Raw genomic sequence first — 15,862 nt, 5'->3', positions numbered from 1 at the left:
TTGCGAATAGGGTTGTTGAAGGGTCATGCTGCGGCACTATAGTTGATGCATTGTGCCAACTCGCCGGAGCTGTTGATGAAGAAGTGCGCGCCTGCAGACCAGTCTGTTTACTCTCCCATGGCAGCCTTGCGCGCTGTGCGCATTTCCATGGCGCTTGCGGCACTGGTCACGTTGCTCTGCGCCACTCTGGTGCCTGCTGCTCGGGCCGACGAGCCGGTGCATGTGTCGCTGATCGCCATCAATGATTTCCACGGCAACATCCTGCCGCCCGCAGGCAGTGTGCTGATGCCTGATGCCGCCAATGCCAGCGGCACACGCGTGGCTGCAGGAGGCGCTGCCTATCTGGCCAGTCTGGTGCGCGAATTACGCGCCCAAAACCCCGGGCGCACGCTGGTGGTGGGGGCGGGGGACCTGGTGGGGGCCACGCCGCTGGCCTCCGGCCTGTTCCATGACGAACCCACCATCGAGGTGCTCAACCAGATCGGGCTGGACATCTCCAGCGTGGGCAACCACGAATTCGACAAGGGGCGCAAGGAGTTGCTTCGCTTGCAAAATGGTGGCTGCTATCCCCGCGCCGAGGATGGCAGCACCGGGATCGTGGGCAAGGACACCTGCATGAACGCAGGTGGCTTTCCGGGTGCCCGGTTCCAATACTTGGCGGCCAATGTGGTAGACACCCGCACCGAGCAGACGCTGCTGCCCGCCACCGCCTTGCGCGAAGTTGGCGGCGTGAAGATTGGCTTCATCGGCCTGACGTTGCGCGCTACGCCGTCGGTGGTGACACCCGCAGGTGTGGTGGGCCTGCGTTTTGTGAGCGAGGTGGCAACGGTCAACAAGCTGGCCCCCCAGTTGAAGGCGCAAGGCGCAGCTGCGGTCGTGGTGCTGATTCACCAGGGCGGGCAAACCGGTGCGCGCACGGTCCAAGACAAGACCTGTCCGGATTTCAGCGGCCCTATTCTCGATCTGGCCGACGGGTTTGACTCAGCCGTGGATGTGGTGGTCAGCGGCCATACCCATCAGGAATACGTGTGCACCCGGCCGGACGGAAAGCTGGTCACGCAGACCGGCTTCTATGGCCGCCTGCTCACACGTATCGACTTGCAGATCGACGCCATGGCTCGCAAGGTGGTGGCCAAGGACGCCAACAACTTCGTCGTGCTCAATGGGGCGGTGGTCAAGGACATCAATGGCAATCCGCTGCCATTGCCCCAAGGCGCCAAGGCGCTGGAGCCCGACCCGCAGGTGGAGGCCATTGTGCGACGTTACGGTGACCTGACCGCACCGCTGTCCGAGATGGAAGTGGGGCGCCTGACCGCGCCGCTGGAACGCCGCACCAATGCAGCGGGCGAAAGCACCCTGGGTGCGCTGATTGCCGATGCCTTTCTGGCGGGAACGTCCGACAGCAGCTACGGCGACAAGCCTGCGCAGATCGCCTTTACCAATCCAGGTGGACTGCGCAGCGATCTCACCAGCAGTCTCACCGTCACTTTCGGACAGCTGTTCAATGTGCTGCCCTTCAACAACACCCTGGTTACCATGGATCTGACGGGCGCACAAATCCTGCGTTTGCTGGAGCAGCAATGGGAGCGGCCCCAACCCGCAGGTGGGCGCGTTCTGCCCGTGTCGCAGGGTTTCAGCTATGTGTGGGATGCCAGCAAGCCCGAAGGGGCCGCACCGGGGACCGGCCACCGCGTGGTGCCCGGCTCCATGCGCCTGAACGGTGAGCCCATGGAGATGAACAAGCTCTACCGCGTCACGGTCAACAGCTTCATGGCCAGTGGCGGCGACGCCTTCAATGTGTTCAAGAGCGGCCGCAATGTGCAGGAAGGTGACAATGACCTGGCCGTGACCAAGCTCTACCTGCGCGTCAAGGGCATTGTTCCGCCACCGGTGATGGGGCGCATCCAGCGGCTGAACTGATTACTACAGGTGCATCGCGGCCAGGCCACCCACGATCACACCCAATCCGCCCACGCCAAACATGGCGTACTCCAGCCATTTCTTCTTGGTCAGCAGGGCAATGGCCGCCAGCGCAATAGCCACCTGGAGCACCGTAGTGGCTTGTGCCCAGCGGTGGTGCTGGTGCATCTGCTCATCGCTCTGGTGGTCCCACTCGGTGGCTTCGCCTTCGAGCTTTTCCGCAGCAACCTTGATCTCGGCTTTCTCTTTTTCGTAACGGTCTATCTTGGCCTGGTAGGTGGGCTGCTTGGCTTCCGGGGCCAGATCGCGCGCTAGCTCGGCCAGAGACTGCTTGGTGCTCTTGGCCTGGAAGTAGTTCCACTGGTTGGAGGCTTCGGCCTTCTTGAGTGCCGCATTGTTCTTGAACAAGCCGGCGTTGGCCTGGGTTGCGCCGCCCATGTAGGAAAAGATGGCACCCACCGTGGCGATGATGGCAGTGAACATCGCGATCTGGTTGATCATGCCGCCGCCTTTGCCATGGTCGCCATGGCCGCCTTGCACCGCATGCTCCAGCTCATGGTCGTGGGGGCCATGCACGTGAAATCCACCTTCAGACATTCTTCAAACTCCTGTATTGTGTTCTAGGGTAATCAAACGATATGACAGCCCGTTGGCTGCCACGTGTTCTTCGCGGGCGGTCTCCCGCCATGTCGCATCGAATGTAGGGGCAAATGCGTCGCCTTCAACATCCACATCGATCTCGGTAATCACCGCCGAGGCGGCCAGGGGCAGTGCCAGTGCATACATTTGCGCGCCGCCTATGACCCAGGCGTTTTCGGCGATGCCGCACAAGGCTAAGGCGGCTTGCAATGAATCGGCGCGCAATGCGCCAGCCTCTTGCCAGTCGGCTTGGCGCGTCACCACCACATTGGCGCGGCCGGGCAGGGGGCGGAAGCGGGGTGGTAGCGAATCCCAGGTCTTGCGGCCCATGATGACCGGGCAGCCCAGGGTGGTGCGCTTGAAATGCGCCATGTCTTCCGGCAGATGCCAGGGCAAGGCGTTGTCCTTGCCGATGACGCCGTTGCGGCTGCGGGCGAAGATGAGGTGCAGCTTCATCGTGCTCACACGGCCACAGGCGCCTTGATGGCGGCGTGGCTCTGGTAGTCCAGCACTTCAAAGTCCTCGTAGGCGTAGTCAAAGATCGAGTCGGGTTTGCGCTTGATGTGCAGTGTGGGGTAGGGGAATGGCGCGCGGCTGAGCTGTTCTTCTACCTGTTCATGGTGGTTGCTGTAGATGTGGCAGTCGCCACCGGTCCAGATGAAGTCGCCCACCTCCAAGTCACATTGCTGGGCCAGCATATGGGTCAGCAGCGCATAGCTGGCGATGTTGAAAGGCACGCCCAGCAGGATATCGGCGCTGCGCTGGTAGAGCTGGCAGCTCAGGCGCCCTTTGTCGCCGGGATTCTCGCCGGGTGCCACATAGAACTGGAAGAACGCATGGCAGGGCATCAGCGCCATCTTGGAGAGGTCGGCCACGTTCCAGGCGCTCACGATCATGCGACGCGAATCGGGGTTGGTCTTGAGCGTCTTGACCAGTTCGCTGATCTGGTCGATATGGCCTCCATCGGGTGTGGGCCAACTACGCCATTGCACGCCGTACACCGGGCCCAAGTCGCCATCTGGCTTTGCCCACTCGTCCCAGATGGATACGCCGCGTTCCTTGAGCCAGTTGTTGTTGCTGGAGCCGGTCAGGAACCAAAGCAGCTCCTGGATGATGGAGCGCAGGTGCACCTTCTTGGTGGTGACCAGGGGAAAGCCTTCGTTGAGGTCAAAGCGCATCTGGTAGCCAAACACGCTGCGCGTACCGGTACCGGTGCGGTCGGTCTTCTGGACGCCCGTGGTGTACACGTGGCGCATGAAATCTTCGTATTGGGAGCGCACGGGGCGCTGGGTTTGCGGGCTTTTCATGACACTTTGGAACATGGTGGTTTGGGCCTCTATTGTCGCTGGTGCGGAGTCCGCGTGTCAGAGCGGTATGCTCCGTGTCCCCCGCCCGCTGTGCGGGCTCCTCCTTTACCTGCGCATACCGCTCTGACACCCGGACTCCTCCGGGCCATGGAGGTGTTTCAGACGCCTTTCCCGGTCAGGGCTTGAGCATGCGGCCGGGATTCATCAGGTTGTGCGGGTCCAGGGCCTGCTTGATGGCGCGCATTAGGTCCAGGGCCACGGGGGATTTGTGCTCAGCGAGTTTTTCGCGCTTGAGGCTACCGATGCCGTGCTCGGCGGAGATGGATCCGTTGTAGCTGTCCACCTGAGCGTAGACCAGAGCATTCATGGGCTTTTCCTGGTCGCGCAGGAAGGCCTCGGCATCGCTGCCTTCGGGGGCTTGCACGTTGTAGTGCAGATTGCCGTCCCCCAGGTGGCCATAGGTCACCATGCGTGCGCCGGGAAATGCCTGGGCGATCCGCTCATTGGTCTCGCGCACAAAGTCGGGAATGCGCGACACCGCAATGGAAATGTCGTGCTTGATGTTCAGTCCTTCCTGGGCCTGGGCCAGGGGAATGCTTTCGCGGATATGCCAGAGCGCACGGGCCTGGGCAAGGCTCTCGGCCACCACGGCATCCAGCACGCAGCCGTCCTGCAGGGCTTCCTCCAGCAGGGTTTCCAGCAGGGTGCGCGCGTGGGCTTCGGAGTCGTGGTCGGACACCTCTAGCACCACGCAATACGGGTCTTCGCCGTCAAAGGGAATGTGCTGCTGCGGAAAATGCTTGCGCACCAGGCTGAGTGCAAAGGCGCCCATGACTTCAAAACCGGTCAAGCCGGCGTTCAGCGTCTTGTGCGCCAGTCCCAGCAACTCGACCGCCGCGTCCAGCGAAGGCACCGAAGCAAAAGCGGTGAGCATGGCCGCCGGCATCGGCACCATCTTCATGGTGGCCGCGGTGATCACGCCCAGTGTGCCCTCTGAGCCGATAAACAGGTGGCGCAGGTCGTAACCGGTGTTGTCCTTGCGCAGGCCGGTGAGGCCGCTCCAGATCTCGCCCTGCGCCGTCACCACTTCCAGGCCCAGGCAGAGTTCGCGCGTATTGCCGTAGCGCACGACCTGGGTGCCTCCCGCATTGGTGCCCAGATTGCCGCCTATGGTGCAGCTGCCCTCGGCCGCCAGGCTCAAGGGGAACAGGAAACCTTGGGCTTCACAGGCCTGCTGCAAAGTCTGCAACACACAGCCAGCCTCCACGGTCACCGTTAGATTGGCAGCGTCCAGGGTGCGTATCTTGTTCATGCGGGTCAGGCTCAGTACGAGCTGGGTGCCGCTGGCGTCCGGCGTCGACCCCACGACCATGCTGGTGTTGCCGCCTTGCGGCACCACGCTGATGCCGGATGCGACACAGGCCTTGATCACGGCAGCCACTTCCTCTGTAGTGGCAGGGCGCACCACGGCCAGGGCCTTGCCCCGCTGTCGCTTGCGCCAGTCCAGTTCCCAGGCGCTCAGATCGCCTTCGGTGAGGACGTGGGCATCGCCCACGATGGCGCGCAGGGTGTGCAAAAACGAGTCTTGTGCAATAGGGGGCATGCTGTAGGGAACTTTCAGGCAGACTGCTGGTCCGCTGCGTGCGCGGTGGCAAATTTGGCATTGCGCTGGCGTGCGCGCACGTGCAGGGTGCAGGCCACGAACAGCACCAGGCACAAGGCGGTTTCCAGCATGGCAAGGTAGTTGCCCGGGGCCCTGTCACCCCAGGCGCGCACCACGCCTTCGATGAAATACAGCCACACCATCAGGCTAACCCAACGGTAGGTGTACATGCGGTTTTTCAGAATCCCCGCAATGGGGATGCACAGGGGCAATACTTTGAGTGCCAGCCAGCTGCCGCCGGGGCGCAAGGGGCTGAGCCACAGCTCCCAGAGCAATCCCAGCACCACCAGACCGAGCAGACTGCCCAAGGCAAGCCAGCGGCTGGCACTCACGGCGGCGGTGGTACTGGGAACGAGGGGAGGGGAAGAGGGGGCAATGAACATGGCAGTGGCATCATAGCGGGATGCAATTGTTCGAACGTTTTCTTGTCTGGCTGTCCGAAGTGTCCAGCGTGCGCTGGCGTGACGCTGCCCATATGCTGCGTGAGCGCTTCCGCGAGGACCGGCTGGGCCTGACCGCCAGCAGCCTGACTTTCACCACCACCATTGCGTTGGTTCCGCTGATCACGGTGGCGCTGGCGGTGCTGACGGCCTTTCCCATGTTCTCCAAGTTCCAGGACGTGTTGCAGAAGTGGCTGATCGAAAGCCTGGTGCCCGACAACATCGCCCGCCAGGTGCTGGGGTACCTCAACCAGTTTGCCGGCAAGGCCAGCAAACTGGGTTTTGCGGGTCTGGCGGCATTGGCTGCCAGCGCACTGGCGCTCATCTTCACGATTGACCGCACGCTCAACAGCATCTGGCGCGTGCGCGCCAAGCGGCCGCTGGGCCAGCGCGTGCTGATCTACTGGTCCGCCATGACCCTGGGGCCGGTGGTACTGGGCGCCAGCCTGACCATGACCTCTTACGCGCTATCCGCCTCCAAGGGCTTGGTGGGTGCCATGCCGGGAGGGCTGGGATTCCTGCTCGATGTGCTGCAGTTCCTGTTGGTCGCCGGCGGTATGGCGGCCATGTTCCATTACGTGCCCAACACCTTTGTGCGCTGGGGGCATGCCTGGATGGGCGGCCTGTTTGTTTCCGCCTGCATGGAGGTGGCAAAGAGGTTACTGGCCATCTACATCAGCAAGGTGCCAACCTACTCGGCGGTCTACGGTGCCTTTGCCACCTTGCCGATTTTGCTGGTGTGGATCTACATGGCGTGGGTCATCGTGCTTCTGGGGGCGGCACTGACGGCCTATGTGCCCAGCCTGATCGCTGGCATCCCGCGCAAGCGCAGCGGCGTCGGCTGGCAGTTCCAACTGGCGCTGGAAGTGTTGGGTGAGCTGGATCGCGCGGCGGGCCAGGAGGACAAGGGCCGGACCCTGGCGCAGCTGTGCCAGATACTGGCGACCGATGCCCAGCGCATGGAGCCCGTGATGGAAGCGCTGATTGCCATGGACTGGGTCGGCCAGCTCAATGAGTCAGACGCCTATGGCTCGGCTGCACGCTATGTGCTGCTGGCGCGCCCAGAAGTGGTGACCCTGGAGCCCTTGATGCATGCCTTACTGCTGCCGCGCGTGGCGGCCACCGAAAAGCTCTGGCAGCACGCGCACTGGCCCACCATCACGCTGCGTGAGGTCATCTAGCGCTGGCGCTCAGGCGCCGGCCTTGAGGAAGCCTGTCAAAGCCTTGAGCATGTGCTCCGGCGTTTCGGTCATCTGGTGGTGGCCGCCGGGCAGCATCACCACGCTGGCGTTGCGCGCCTTGGCAATCAATGCCTTGGCCGCCTTGGGCGGCGTCATCTGGTCCTGCTCTCCCAGCACGAACAGGGCGGGGCAGGAAACCTGCGCAATCGCGGCTTCGCCGTTGCGGTAGCTGTCACAGGCAACAAAGCCGGTGTGAAACAGATTGACCGCCTTGTTGCTGGCCAGCACTTTCTTGCCCAGTGCCATGGATGCGCCATAAATCCAGGTGCCCGGCCCCAGGGCTGAAGGGGGAGGCGCCAGGGTGCTGCGCGAGAACACATTCACCATGTCCAGCGCCTTTTGCGGGCTGTTCAAGGAAGCGTCGATCAGTGCCGGCGATACCTGCATGGGGTAGGCAATGCCTACCAGCACCAACTGGCTGACACGTTCGGGCGCGCGCCCGGCAGCTTCCAGAGCTACCAGGGAGCCAAAGCTATGGCCCACCAAGGCGGCCTTGGCCACGCCCGCTGCATCCAGCAAGGCCAGAACCCAGTCGGCAGCCTCTTGCACCGTGGTGGCCGGTGCACCCGTGCTGCGGCAGTGGCCGGGCAGGTCCAGCGCCAACACGTTCCAGCCATGGTTGGCAAAGTAGCGGCTCTGCAGAATCCACACGCTGTGGTCGTTGAGCACGCCGTGGATGAACACCACGGTGGGTTTGGCAGGGTCCAAAGACTTGCCGGCGGTGTAGCAGTAAATGGAGGCGTTGTGGACCTGGATGTGCATGTCAGGCTCCTGCTTTCTCGGCAGCGCGCAGGGCGCGCTTGAGGTCATCGAGCAGGTCATCCGCCTCTTCCAGCCCGATGGACAGGCGTATCGTGCCCTGGCTGATGCCGCCCTTGGCCAGCGCCTCATCGTCCATGCGGAAGTGGGTGGTGCTGGCCGGGTGGATCACCAGGCTGCGGCAGTCGCCCACATTGGCCAGATGGCTGAATACCTTGAGGGCCTCCACAAAGGCCTTGCCCTGTGCACGCGAGCCCTTGATGTCGAAGCTGAACACCGAGCCGGCGCCGCGCGGCAGCAGCTTCTGCGCCAGAGCATGGTCGGGGTGCGACTCCAGCATCGGGTGGCCCACCCGCGAAACCAGAGGATGCTGGGCCAGGAACTCCACCACGCGCTGGGTATTGCGCATATGGCGCTCCATGCGCAGCGACAGCGTCTCTATGCCCTGCAGGATCAGCCAGGCCGAGTGCGGGCTCAAGGCGGCGCCAAAGTCGCGTAACCCTTCGCGCCGGGCGCGCAGCAAGAATGCACCCACCGATGCCTCCTCAGTAAACACCATGTTGTGAAAGCCCTCGTAGGGTGCCGAGAGTTCCGGGAACTTGCCCGAGGCGTCCCAGTCAAAACTGCCACCGTCCACCACCAGACCGCCAATCACCGTGCCGTGGCCGCTCAGGAACTTGGTGGCCGAGTGATAGACCAGATCGGCACCTTGCGTGAAGGGCTGCACCAGCCAGGGCGAGGTGAGGGTGGAGTCCACCAGCAGCGGCACGCCGGCTTCGTGGGCAATGGCGGCCACCTCGGGGGTGTTGAGCACGTCCAGCCCCGGGTTGCCCACGGTTTCGCCAAAGAACAGCTTGGTGTTGGGCCGCACCGCGGCACGCCAGCCATCGAGGTCACCCGGTTTGACGAAGGTGGTTTCTATGCCGAAGCGGCGCAGCGTGTAGTGCAACAGGTTTTGCGAGCCACCATAGAGCGCCGTGGAGGCCACGACATGGCTGCCCGCGCCCATCAGGGTGGCAATGCACAGATGCAGGGCAGCCTGTCCGCTGGCCACCGAGATGGCGCCCACGCCGCCTTCCAGCGCGCTGATGCGCTGCTCCAGCACCGCATTGGTGGGATTGCTGATGCGCGAATACACATGGCCGGCACGCTCCATGTTGAACAGCGAGGCGGCGTGGTCGCTGGACTCGAAAACGAAGGACGTGGTGAGGTGGATTGGCACTGCGCGCGCGCCGGTGGCATCAATGGTGGCACCGGCATGCAGTGCGAGCGTGTCGAAACCGGGGTCGGCATAACCTGCCATGGTCGTCTCCGTTGCGAAGTGTTGTCAAAAGGGGCTGGAAAGCCACACATTGTGGGCTATATTCAAGTTCTGGATACCCATACCTAGTGCCTTGAGGAAACACCATGAAAGTCAGCGACATCCTGCGCGTCAAAGGCGGCACGCTTTTCACCGCCCATCCCGATGAACCCTTGTCCCGCGCATTGGACCTGATGGCGGAAAAGGATATCGGTTCGCTGGTGGTCATGGAGCACGGCGACCTGGTGGGCATGCTGACTTTCCGCGAAGTGATCCAGACCCTCGTCAAGAATGGCGGCGTCATTGGCACCACCATCGTGCGTACCGCCATGGACGACGCGCCCCTGACCTGCACCATGGAAACCGATATGGACGAAGTGCGCCGCATGATGCTGGACCGCCACGCCCGCTACATGCCGGTGATGGACATGCGCATGCTCATGGGCGTGATCAGCTTCTACGACGTGGCACGCGCCGTGGTGGACAGCCAGAATTTCGAGAACCAGATGCTCAAGGCCTATATCCGCGATTGGCCCGAGGGTGAATCTCCTGCAGCGCCCAACTGATGTGCCGGGCGGCCAGCAGGCCGCGCGCTCTGGGATAATCCGCCTTCTATGAGCGGCAATACCTTTGGACAACTCTTCGCAGTCACCAACTTTGGTGAATCCCACGGCCCGGCCATTGGCTGTGTGATTGACGGCTGCCCCCCCGGCATGGCGCTCACCGAGGCGGACATCCAGTTTGATCTGGACCGCCGTCGCCCCGGCACCAGCCGCCACGTGACCCAGCGCAACGAGCCCGATGCGGTGCAGATCTTGAGCGGTGTCTACCAGGGCAAGACGACGGGCACACCGATCGCCCTGCTGATCCAGAACACCGACCAGCGCAGCAAGGATTACGGCAACCTGCTGGAAACTTTCCGCCCCGGCCATGCTGACTACGCCTATTTCCAGAAATACGGGATCCGCGACCCCCGTGGTGGTGGCCGCTCCAGTGCGCGCCTGACCGCGCCCATGGTGGCGGCGGGCGCCGTTGCCAAGAAGTGGCTGAAGGAAAAGTTCGGTACCGAATTCCGTGGTTGCATGACGCAGATTGGTGAACTACCGATTGGCTTCGAATCATGGGACCATGTGCCGCGCAACCCTTTCTTTGCCCCGGTGGCCGACGTCTCTGCCCTGGAAGACTACATGGATGCCCTGCGCAAGGCGGGAGACTCCTGCGGTGCGCGCATTCGCGTGGTGGCCAGCAACGTGCCGGTGGGCCTGGGTGAGCCGCTGTTTGACAAGATGGATGCCGACATTGCGTACGCCATGATGGGCATCAATGCCGTCAAGGGAGTGGAAATCGGTGCCGGTTTTGCCAGCGTGTCGCAACGCGGCACCGTACACGGCGACTCGCTCACGCCCCGGGGCTTTGCCAGCAACAACGCCGGCGGCATCCTGGGTGGAATCACTACTGGTCAGGACTTGGAAGTGAGCATTGCCATCAAGCCCACCAGTTCCATCACCACGCCGCGCGATTCGATTGACTCGTCCGGCAACCCGACCCAGGTCATCACCAAGGGACGTCACGACCCCTGTGTGGGCATACGCGCAACCCCCATTGCCGAGGCCATGCTGGCCCTGGTGGTGATGGACCATGCACTGCGCCACCGCGCCCAGTGCGCTGACGTGCAGCACACGCTCAAGCCGATTCCGGCCCGCATTTAACGTCGATTCTTGAGTGGGTTGTCGCCCACTATTCCCCAGTCGGGTGGGCCCACGCCGGAGCCCAGGCCCGGCTTGGCGTTTTCCTGCACCTGATCCACATACCAAAGCGCCAGACCGGTCCCGCCGATCAGGATGATGGCGCCCACGACCAGCTTGAGTACTGTGACCCAGACGCTGGGCTCATCGTCGTCATCTTTTTTCATGCGATAGACCTCGGATACAGGCAGGACCTGCGGTGTGGATTGCATTGTCTTCCAGGCGGCAGCACGTTCCAAGCAAGTATGCATTGGTTGATTGAAATGCGTACTATCTTTGCAGACATAGGTGTAAATACTAGGTATCTGGTGCAAATAAGTATTTCAACTGGTATTGCAAGTATCGTTACTGCATCTGTGAGTCGGTATCTTTCACCTGTCAGTGCTGGTTGCACTCAGGCATTGAGCACAGACCTCTTCTCATCACTCTGGAGACAACAACATGAAACTCAAATCCCGCGTAGCTACGGCTGCAGCATTACTGGTATCCCTGTGCGGGCTGTCTGCATCGGCCACCGAACTGGTGATTGCCACCGTCAACAACGGTCACATGATCGAGATGCAAAAGCTCGGAAAGAACTTTGAGCAAGCCAATCCGGACATCAAGCTCAAATGGGTCACGCTGGAAGAAGGCGTGCTGCGTCAGCGCGTGACGACCGACATCGCCACCAAGGGCGGTCAGTTCGACGTCATGACCATCGGCATGTACGAAACCCCAATCTGGGGCAAGAAGGGCTGGCTCAAGGAACTAAAGACCGACGCAGCCTATGACGTCGATGACCTGCTACCCGCCATGCGCGACGGCCTGTCCGTGGATGGCAAGCTGTTTGCCGCTCCCTTCTACGGCGAGAGCTCCATGCTCATGTACCGCAAGGACCTGACCGACAAGGCCGGCATCAAGTTCGAAGGCCGCCCCACCTGGGACCAGGTGCGTGATGCTGCTGCCAAGATCAATGACCCCAAGAACGGCGTGTACGGCATCTGCTTGCGCGGCAAGCCGGGCTGGGGTGACAACATGGCCTTCCTGTCGACCATGGCCAACAGCTTTGGCGCCCAGTGGTTTGACATGAAGTGGAAGCCCCAGCTCGAGTCCAAGCCCTGGAAGGATGCAGTCACGTTCTACGTGGATTTGCTGACCAAGTACGGCCCGCCCGGATCCTCTGCCAATAGCTTCAATGAAATCCTGGCCCTGTACAACGAAGGCAAGTGCGGCATGTGGATTGACGCCACCATCGCAGCATCCTTCATCACTGACCCCAAGCAGTCCAAAGTGGCTGACAAGGTGGCGTTCGCACGAGGTCCCTACAGCGTGACGCAAAAGGGCGCCAACTGGCTGTGGGCATGGGCACTGGCCATTCCGGCCGGCACCAAGAACGCGGATGCTGCACAGAAGTTCATCAGCTGGGCAACCTCCAAGGACTACATCAACCTGGTGGGCAAGACCAATGGTTGGGCCCACGTACCCACCGGTACCCGCAAGTCCACCTATGCCAATGCGGAATTCCAGAAGGCTGCCGTGTTTGCAGCGGCTGAAAAAGCAGCCATCGACTCTGCCAACCCCAACGACAGCACGCTGCCCAAGTCTCCGTACGTAGGCGTGCAGTTTGCGGCCATCCCCGAGTTCCAGGCGATTGGTATCGCCGTGGGTCAACAGATGAGCGCGGCTCTGGCTGGCAAGACCACGGTGGATGCGGCGCTGAAGGCATCGCAGGCTGCGGCGGAGCGCGAAATGACCAAGGGCGGCTACTACAAATAAGGATCATTGGGCTACTGCGCGGCCTGATCTGACGCGCGTGGTGCTCGCCGTACGAGAGTACGGCTGTGCGCCCCGCGCGCCACCTCAAGCCGCTCGCTACGCCCACTGAACCTTATTTGATGACCCTTTTCAGGGCATCTGATTTCACGCATTCCAAACCTACAACAACGATGAACTGCGCCCTATGAAACGACTATTGCCACGCCTGCTGCTCACTCCTGCAGTGGCGTCCTTACTGCTGTGGATGATCGTCCCGTTGGTGATGAGCATCTACTTTGCTTTCATCCGCTACAACCTGATGCAGCCCGAGGTCACAGGTTTTGCCGGACTGGAGAATTTTCAATACTTTCTGACCGATCCGTCCTTTTCCGTGGCGGTGATGAATACGCTGCTGCTGCTGGGTAGCGTGATCGTGGTGACGGTGCTGTTCGGCATCGGCATTGCGTTGCTGATCGATGACCCTTTTCCTGGCCGTGGCGCAGTGCGGCTGCTGCTGATCTCGCCATTCTTCGTCATGCCCACGGTCAATGCCCTGCTGTGGAAGCACATGATGATGAACCCGATTTACGGGGTGCTGGCACAGGTCTGGAAGTTCTTTGGCGCGACGCCGATTGACTGGCTCACGGACTTCCCACTGGGCTCGGTGATCATCATGGTGTCATGGCAATGGCTGCCGTTTGCAGCGCTGATTTTCATGACCGCGCTGCAGAGCATGAACCGCGAGCAGCTCGAAGCTGCGCGCATGGATGGTGCGACCTATCTGCAGCAACTGCGCTACCTCTACATCCCGCATCTGGGCCGCTCCATGGCAGTGGTGGTAATGATCGAGATGATCTTTCTGCTCAGCGTCTTCGCCGAGATCTACACCACCACGGGTGGCGGCCCCGGTGATGCGAGCACCAATGTGGCCTTCCTGATCTTCAAGCAGGCGCTGCTGAATTTTGACGCTGGCGTGGCCTCTGCCGGTGCCTTGTTTGCAGTGGTGCTGGCCAATATTGCAGCCGCATTCCTGATCCGCATGGTCGGCAAGAACCTGGACAAATAACATGGCACAACGCTCCAAATACCCTCCGGCACTCATCGTGCGCACGCTGTGCGCCTGGGCAGTCACGCTGCTGCTGTTCTTCCCTCTGGGATGGCTGGTGCTCACCGCCTTCAAGACCGAGTTGCAAGCCATCTCGGTGCCGCCGCTGCTGTTCTTCAAACCGACGTTTGCCAACTTCGTGGAAGTGCAGGAGCGTAGCGACTATCTGCTCTATGCCAAGAACTCGGTGGTGACCAGTGTCATGTCCACCTTGCTGGGCCTGGCGATCGCTGCTCCGGCGGCCTATTCCATGGCCTTCTTCCGCAGCAAGCGGACCAAGGACATCCTGATGTGGATGCTCTCCACCAAGATGATGCCGGCCGTGGGTGCGCTGGTCCCCATTTACGTACTGGCGCAAAGTGCGGGTCTGCTGGACACGCAACTGGCGCTGGTGATCATCTTCACGCTGTCCAACCTGCCCATCATGGTGTGGATGCTGTATTCCCATTTCAAGGACATACCGCACGAAATCCTGGAAGCGGCCCGCATGGATGGCGCCACGCTGTGGCAGGAATTCCGTCGCGTGTTGTTGCCGCTGGCCGTGGGTGGCCTGGCATCCACCGGGCTGCTGTGCCTGGTGCTGTCGTGGAACGAAGCCTTCTGGAGCCTGAACCTGAGCTCGGCCAAGGCCGGCACGCTGGCCACGCTGATTGCCAGCTACTCCAGTCCGGAAGGTCTGTTCTGGGCCAAGCTGTCTGCCGCCTCGCTCATGGCGATTGCGCCCATCGTGGTGTTTGGCTGGTTCAGCCAGAAGCAGCTGGTGCAGGGGCTCACCTTCGGAGCGGTGAAGTAGATGGAACACCCCCCGGCTTGCTCGCTGCGCGTAGCCGCTTTCCCCCTTGCAGGGGGCGGTGCGAGCGGCCCGGCGAAGCCGGTTCCGCCGCACCCTTGGGGGCACCCATGGCGCTCGGCGGTCTCAATTCATAACAAGTATTAGGAGAAATCCAATGGCGTACCTTCAGTTGCAAGGCATAGAAAAAGAGTTTGGCAATGTGCGCGTGATACGCGGCATTGACCTGCAGATCAACCAGGGCGAGTTCATCGTCTTTGTCGGCCCGTCAGGTTGCGGCAAGTCCACCTTGCTGCGCCTGATTGCGGGGCTGGAAGAGACCACCGGCGGCAAGCTCCTGCTGGATAAGCGGGACATCACCGACCAGCCATCCAGCAAGCGCGATCTGGCCATGGTGTTCCAGAGCTATGCGCTGTATCCGCACATGAGCGTCTTTGAAAACATGAGCTTTGCGCTCAAGCTTGCCAAGGTGGATGAAGCTGTCATCAAGGAAAAGGTCGGACGTGCGGCGGCCATTCTCAACCTCACCAACTATCTGGAACGCACACCCAAAGAGCTGTCCGGCGGCCAGCGCCAGCGTGTGGCCATTGGCCGGGCCATCGTGCGTGCGCCCAAGGTGTTCCTGTTCGACGAGCCTCTGTCCAATCTGGATGCCGCGCTGCGGGGTCAGACTCGCATCGAGATCGCCAAGTTGCACCGTGATCTGGGTGCCACCACGATTTACGTGACCCATGACCAGGTCGAGGCGATGACGCTGGCGGACCGTGTCGTGGTGTTGCGCGACGGCAAGATCGAGCAGGTAGGCACGCCACTGGAACTCTACGATCGACCCGCCAATCAGTTCGTGGCGCAGTTCATCGGCACACCGCAGATGAATGTGGTGGCAGCCAAGGATGTGCAGGCACTGGTGCAGAGCACAGCGCTGCCGGTGCAGGCCGATGGATTTGTCGGTTTGCGGCCCGAAAACATCGCTCTGTGCGCCCCTGGACAAGGGCAGATCAACGGCAAGGTGGAGCTGGTGGAGGCACTGGGCGCCGAGACCCTGATCTACGTATCCACCGACTCTGGTGTGCAACTGGTGGCACGCCAGAACGAACGCACCGATCTGGCCGCTGGCCACCCCGTAGGCATGCGCATTGATGTGGATGCTGCCCATTTGTTTGACGCCCAGGGGCGGATCACCCGCACCGGCAAAGCCCGAGAATCTTTGGTTCACTAG

Annotated in this window: 16 protein-coding genes; 8 read left to right on the top strand and 8 right to left on the bottom strand. The window is 61.7% G+C overall.

Annotated features, from left to right (window positions below; genetic code table 11):
* Positions 1 to 75: 75 nt before the first annotated feature.
* Positions 76 to 1,920 (top strand): bifunctional metallophosphatase/5'-nucleotidase, encoded by a 1,845-nt coding sequence (locus AC1RMF_RS08540; RefSeq protein WP_493141131.1) that lies wholly within the window; start codon positions 76 to 78, stop codon positions 1,918 to 1,920.
* A 3-nt stretch (positions 1,921 to 1,923) separates the two neighbouring features.
* On the opposite strand, the gene AC1RMF_RS08535 is transcribed toward AC1RMF_RS08540, so the two are convergent.
* From AC1RMF_RS08535 to AC1RMF_RS08515, 5 genes are all read right to left on the bottom strand, one after another.
* Positions 1,924 to 2,517 carry a DUF4337 domain-containing protein gene (locus tag AC1RMF_RS08535; protein WP_342617004.1) on the bottom strand — a complete coding sequence of 198 codons (594 nt, stop codon included), beginning with the start codon at positions 2,515 to 2,517 and terminating at the stop codon, positions 1,924 to 1,926.
* Between the two features lie 3 nt (positions 2,518 to 2,520).
* Positions 2,521 to 3,015, bottom strand: a complete 495-nt coding sequence (locus AC1RMF_RS08530) for a dihydrofolate reductase (RefSeq protein ID WP_342617005.1) — start codon at positions 3,013 to 3,015, stop codon at positions 2,521 to 2,523.
* A 5-nt stretch (positions 3,016 to 3,020) separates the two neighbouring features.
* The gene (locus AC1RMF_RS08525) at positions 3,021 to 3,866 is read right to left on the bottom strand and encodes a thymidylate synthase (protein WP_493141130.1); all 846 of its coding nucleotides are present in this window, start codon (positions 3,864 to 3,866) and stop codon (positions 3,021 to 3,023) included.
* A 175-nt stretch (positions 3,867 to 4,041) separates the two neighbouring features.
* Entirely contained in the window at positions 4,042 to 5,469 is a 1,428-nt protein-coding gene (locus tag AC1RMF_RS08520; protein ID WP_493141129.1) for an FAD-binding oxidoreductase, read from the bottom strand.
* Between the two features lie 14 nt (positions 5,470 to 5,483).
* A complete protein-coding gene (locus AC1RMF_RS08515) occupies positions 5,484 to 5,912 on the bottom strand; it encodes a DUF2069 domain-containing protein (protein ID WP_493141128.1) in 429 nt (142 codons plus the stop codon).
* Between the two features lie 20 nt (positions 5,913 to 5,932).
* On the opposite strand from AC1RMF_RS08515, the gene AC1RMF_RS08510 reads away from it, so the two are divergent.
* Positions 5,933 to 7,150 (top strand): YihY family inner membrane protein, encoded by a 1,218-nt coding sequence (locus tag AC1RMF_RS08510; protein ID WP_342617009.1) that lies wholly within the window; start codon positions 5,933 to 5,935, stop codon positions 7,148 to 7,150.
* Positions 7,151 to 7,159: 9 nt separating this feature from the next.
* Here AC1RMF_RS08510 and AC1RMF_RS08505 read toward each other — a convergent pair whose 3' ends face one another.
* On the bottom strand, positions 7,160 to 7,972 hold the full coding sequence (locus AC1RMF_RS08505) for an alpha/beta fold hydrolase (protein WP_493141127.1): 813 nt from the start codon (positions 7,970 to 7,972) through the stop codon (positions 7,160 to 7,162).
* A 1-nt stretch (position 7,973) separates the two neighbouring features.
* Positions 7,974 to 9,272, bottom strand: coding sequence for an O-acetylhomoserine aminocarboxypropyltransferase (locus AC1RMF_RS08500; RefSeq protein WP_493141126.1), 1,299 nt, complete (start codon positions 9,270 to 9,272; stop codon positions 7,974 to 7,976).
* Positions 9,273 to 9,376: 104 nt separating this feature from the next.
* Here AC1RMF_RS08500 and AC1RMF_RS08495 point away from each other — a divergent pair, with 104 nt between their 5' ends.
* Both AC1RMF_RS08495 and aroC read left to right on the top strand, forming a co-directional pair.
* Positions 9,377 to 9,835, top strand: a complete 459-nt coding sequence (locus tag AC1RMF_RS08495) for a CBS domain-containing protein (protein ID WP_493141125.1) — start codon at positions 9,377 to 9,379, stop codon at positions 9,833 to 9,835.
* Positions 9,836 to 9,883: 48 nt separating this feature from the next.
* The gene (gene aroC / locus AC1RMF_RS08490; RefSeq protein ID WP_493141124.1) at positions 9,884 to 10,978 is read left to right on the top strand and encodes a chorismate synthase; all 1,095 of its coding nucleotides are present in this window, start codon (positions 9,884 to 9,886) and stop codon (positions 10,976 to 10,978) included.
* On the opposite strand, the gene AC1RMF_RS08485 is transcribed toward aroC, so the two are convergent.
* Complete coding sequence (locus tag AC1RMF_RS08485; RefSeq protein WP_493141123.1) at positions 10,975 to 11,181, bottom strand: hypothetical protein; 207 nt, start codon at positions 11,179 to 11,181, stop codon at positions 10,975 to 10,977. The two genes, aroC and AC1RMF_RS08485, sit on opposite strands and share 4 nt — an antisense overlap.
* A gap of 274 nt (positions 11,182 to 11,455) precedes the next feature.
* Here AC1RMF_RS08485 and AC1RMF_RS08480 point away from each other — a divergent pair, with 274 nt between their 5' ends.
* The 4 genes from AC1RMF_RS08480 to AC1RMF_RS08465 all read left to right on the top strand — a co-directional run bounded on the left by AC1RMF_RS08480 (position 11,456) and on the right by AC1RMF_RS08465 (position 15,862).
* A complete protein-coding gene (locus AC1RMF_RS08480) occupies positions 11,456 to 12,769 on the top strand; it encodes an ABC transporter substrate-binding protein (protein ID WP_493141122.1) in 1,314 nt (437 codons plus the stop codon).
* Between the two features lie 184 nt (positions 12,770 to 12,953).
* Positions 12,954 to 13,814 carry a carbohydrate ABC transporter permease gene (locus AC1RMF_RS08475; protein ID WP_342617017.1) on the top strand — a complete coding sequence of 287 codons (861 nt, stop codon included), beginning with the start codon at positions 12,954 to 12,956 and terminating at the stop codon, positions 13,812 to 13,814.
* A 1-nt stretch (position 13,815) separates the two neighbouring features.
* Positions 13,816 to 14,646 (top strand): carbohydrate ABC transporter permease, encoded by an 831-nt coding sequence (locus AC1RMF_RS08470; RefSeq protein WP_493141121.1) that lies wholly within the window; start codon positions 13,816 to 13,818, stop codon positions 14,644 to 14,646.
* 154 nt (positions 14,647 to 14,800) lie between these two features.
* Positions 14,801 to 15,862 carry an ABC transporter ATP-binding protein gene (locus tag AC1RMF_RS08465; RefSeq protein WP_493141120.1) on the top strand — a complete coding sequence of 354 codons (1,062 nt, stop codon included), beginning with the start codon at positions 14,801 to 14,803 and terminating at the stop codon, positions 15,860 to 15,862.

Source organism: Rhodoferax sp. GW822-FHT04A08 (genome assembly GCF_058801025.1).
Note: the sequence above shows the minus strand (reverse complement) of the source record. Positions and strands in the feature narration are given on the sequence as shown.

Coding starts and splice junctions, on each gene's coding strand:
- AC1RMF_RS08485 (WP_493141123.1), bottom strand. CDS start 11,181: ATGAAAAAAGATGACGACGATGAGCCCAGCGTCTGGGTCACAGTACTC.
- AC1RMF_RS08495 (WP_493141125.1), top strand. CDS start 9,377: ATGAAAGTCAGCGACATCCTGCGCGTCAAAGGCGGCACGCTTTTCACC.
- AC1RMF_RS08535 (WP_342617004.1), bottom strand. CDS start 2,517: ATGTCTGAAGGTGGATTTCACGTGCATGGCCCCCACGACCATGAGCTG.
- AC1RMF_RS08530 (WP_342617005.1), bottom strand. CDS start 3,015: ATGAAGCTGCACCTCATCTTCGCCCGCAGCCGCAACGGCGTCATCGGC.
- AC1RMF_RS08465 (WP_493141120.1), top strand. CDS start 14,801: ATGGCGTACCTTCAGTTGCAAGGCATAGAAAAAGAGTTTGGCAATGTG.
- AC1RMF_RS08520 (WP_493141129.1), bottom strand. CDS start 5,469: ATGCCCCCTATTGCACAAGACTCGTTTTTGCACACCCTGCGCGCCATC.
- AC1RMF_RS08475 (WP_342617017.1), top strand. CDS start 12,954: ATGAAACGACTATTGCCACGCCTGCTGCTCACTCCTGCAGTGGCGTCC.
- aroC (WP_493141124.1), top strand. CDS start 9,884: ATGAGCGGCAATACCTTTGGACAACTCTTCGCAGTCACCAACTTTGGT.
- AC1RMF_RS08500 (WP_493141126.1), bottom strand. CDS start 9,272: ATGGCAGGTTATGCCGACCCCGGTTTCGACACGCTCGCACTGCATGCC.
- AC1RMF_RS08510 (WP_342617009.1), top strand. CDS start 5,933: ATGCAATTGTTCGAACGTTTTCTTGTCTGGCTGTCCGAAGTGTCCAGC.
- AC1RMF_RS08515 (WP_493141128.1), bottom strand. CDS start 5,912: ATGTTCATTGCCCCCTCTTCCCCTCCCCTCGTTCCCAGTACCACCGCC.
- AC1RMF_RS08480 (WP_493141122.1), top strand. CDS start 11,456: ATGAAACTCAAATCCCGCGTAGCTACGGCTGCAGCATTACTGGTATCC.
- AC1RMF_RS08505 (WP_493141127.1), bottom strand. CDS start 7,972: ATGCACATCCAGGTCCACAACGCCTCCATTTACTGCTACACCGCCGGC.
- AC1RMF_RS08540 (WP_493141131.1), top strand. CDS start 76: ATGAAGAAGTGCGCGCCTGCAGACCAGTCTGTTTACTCTCCCATGGCA.
- AC1RMF_RS08470 (WP_493141121.1), top strand. CDS start 13,816: ATGGCACAACGCTCCAAATACCCTCCGGCACTCATCGTGCGCACGCTG.
- AC1RMF_RS08525 (WP_493141130.1), bottom strand. CDS start 3,866: ATGAAAAGCCCGCAAACCCAGCGCCCCGTGCGCTCCCAATACGAAGAT.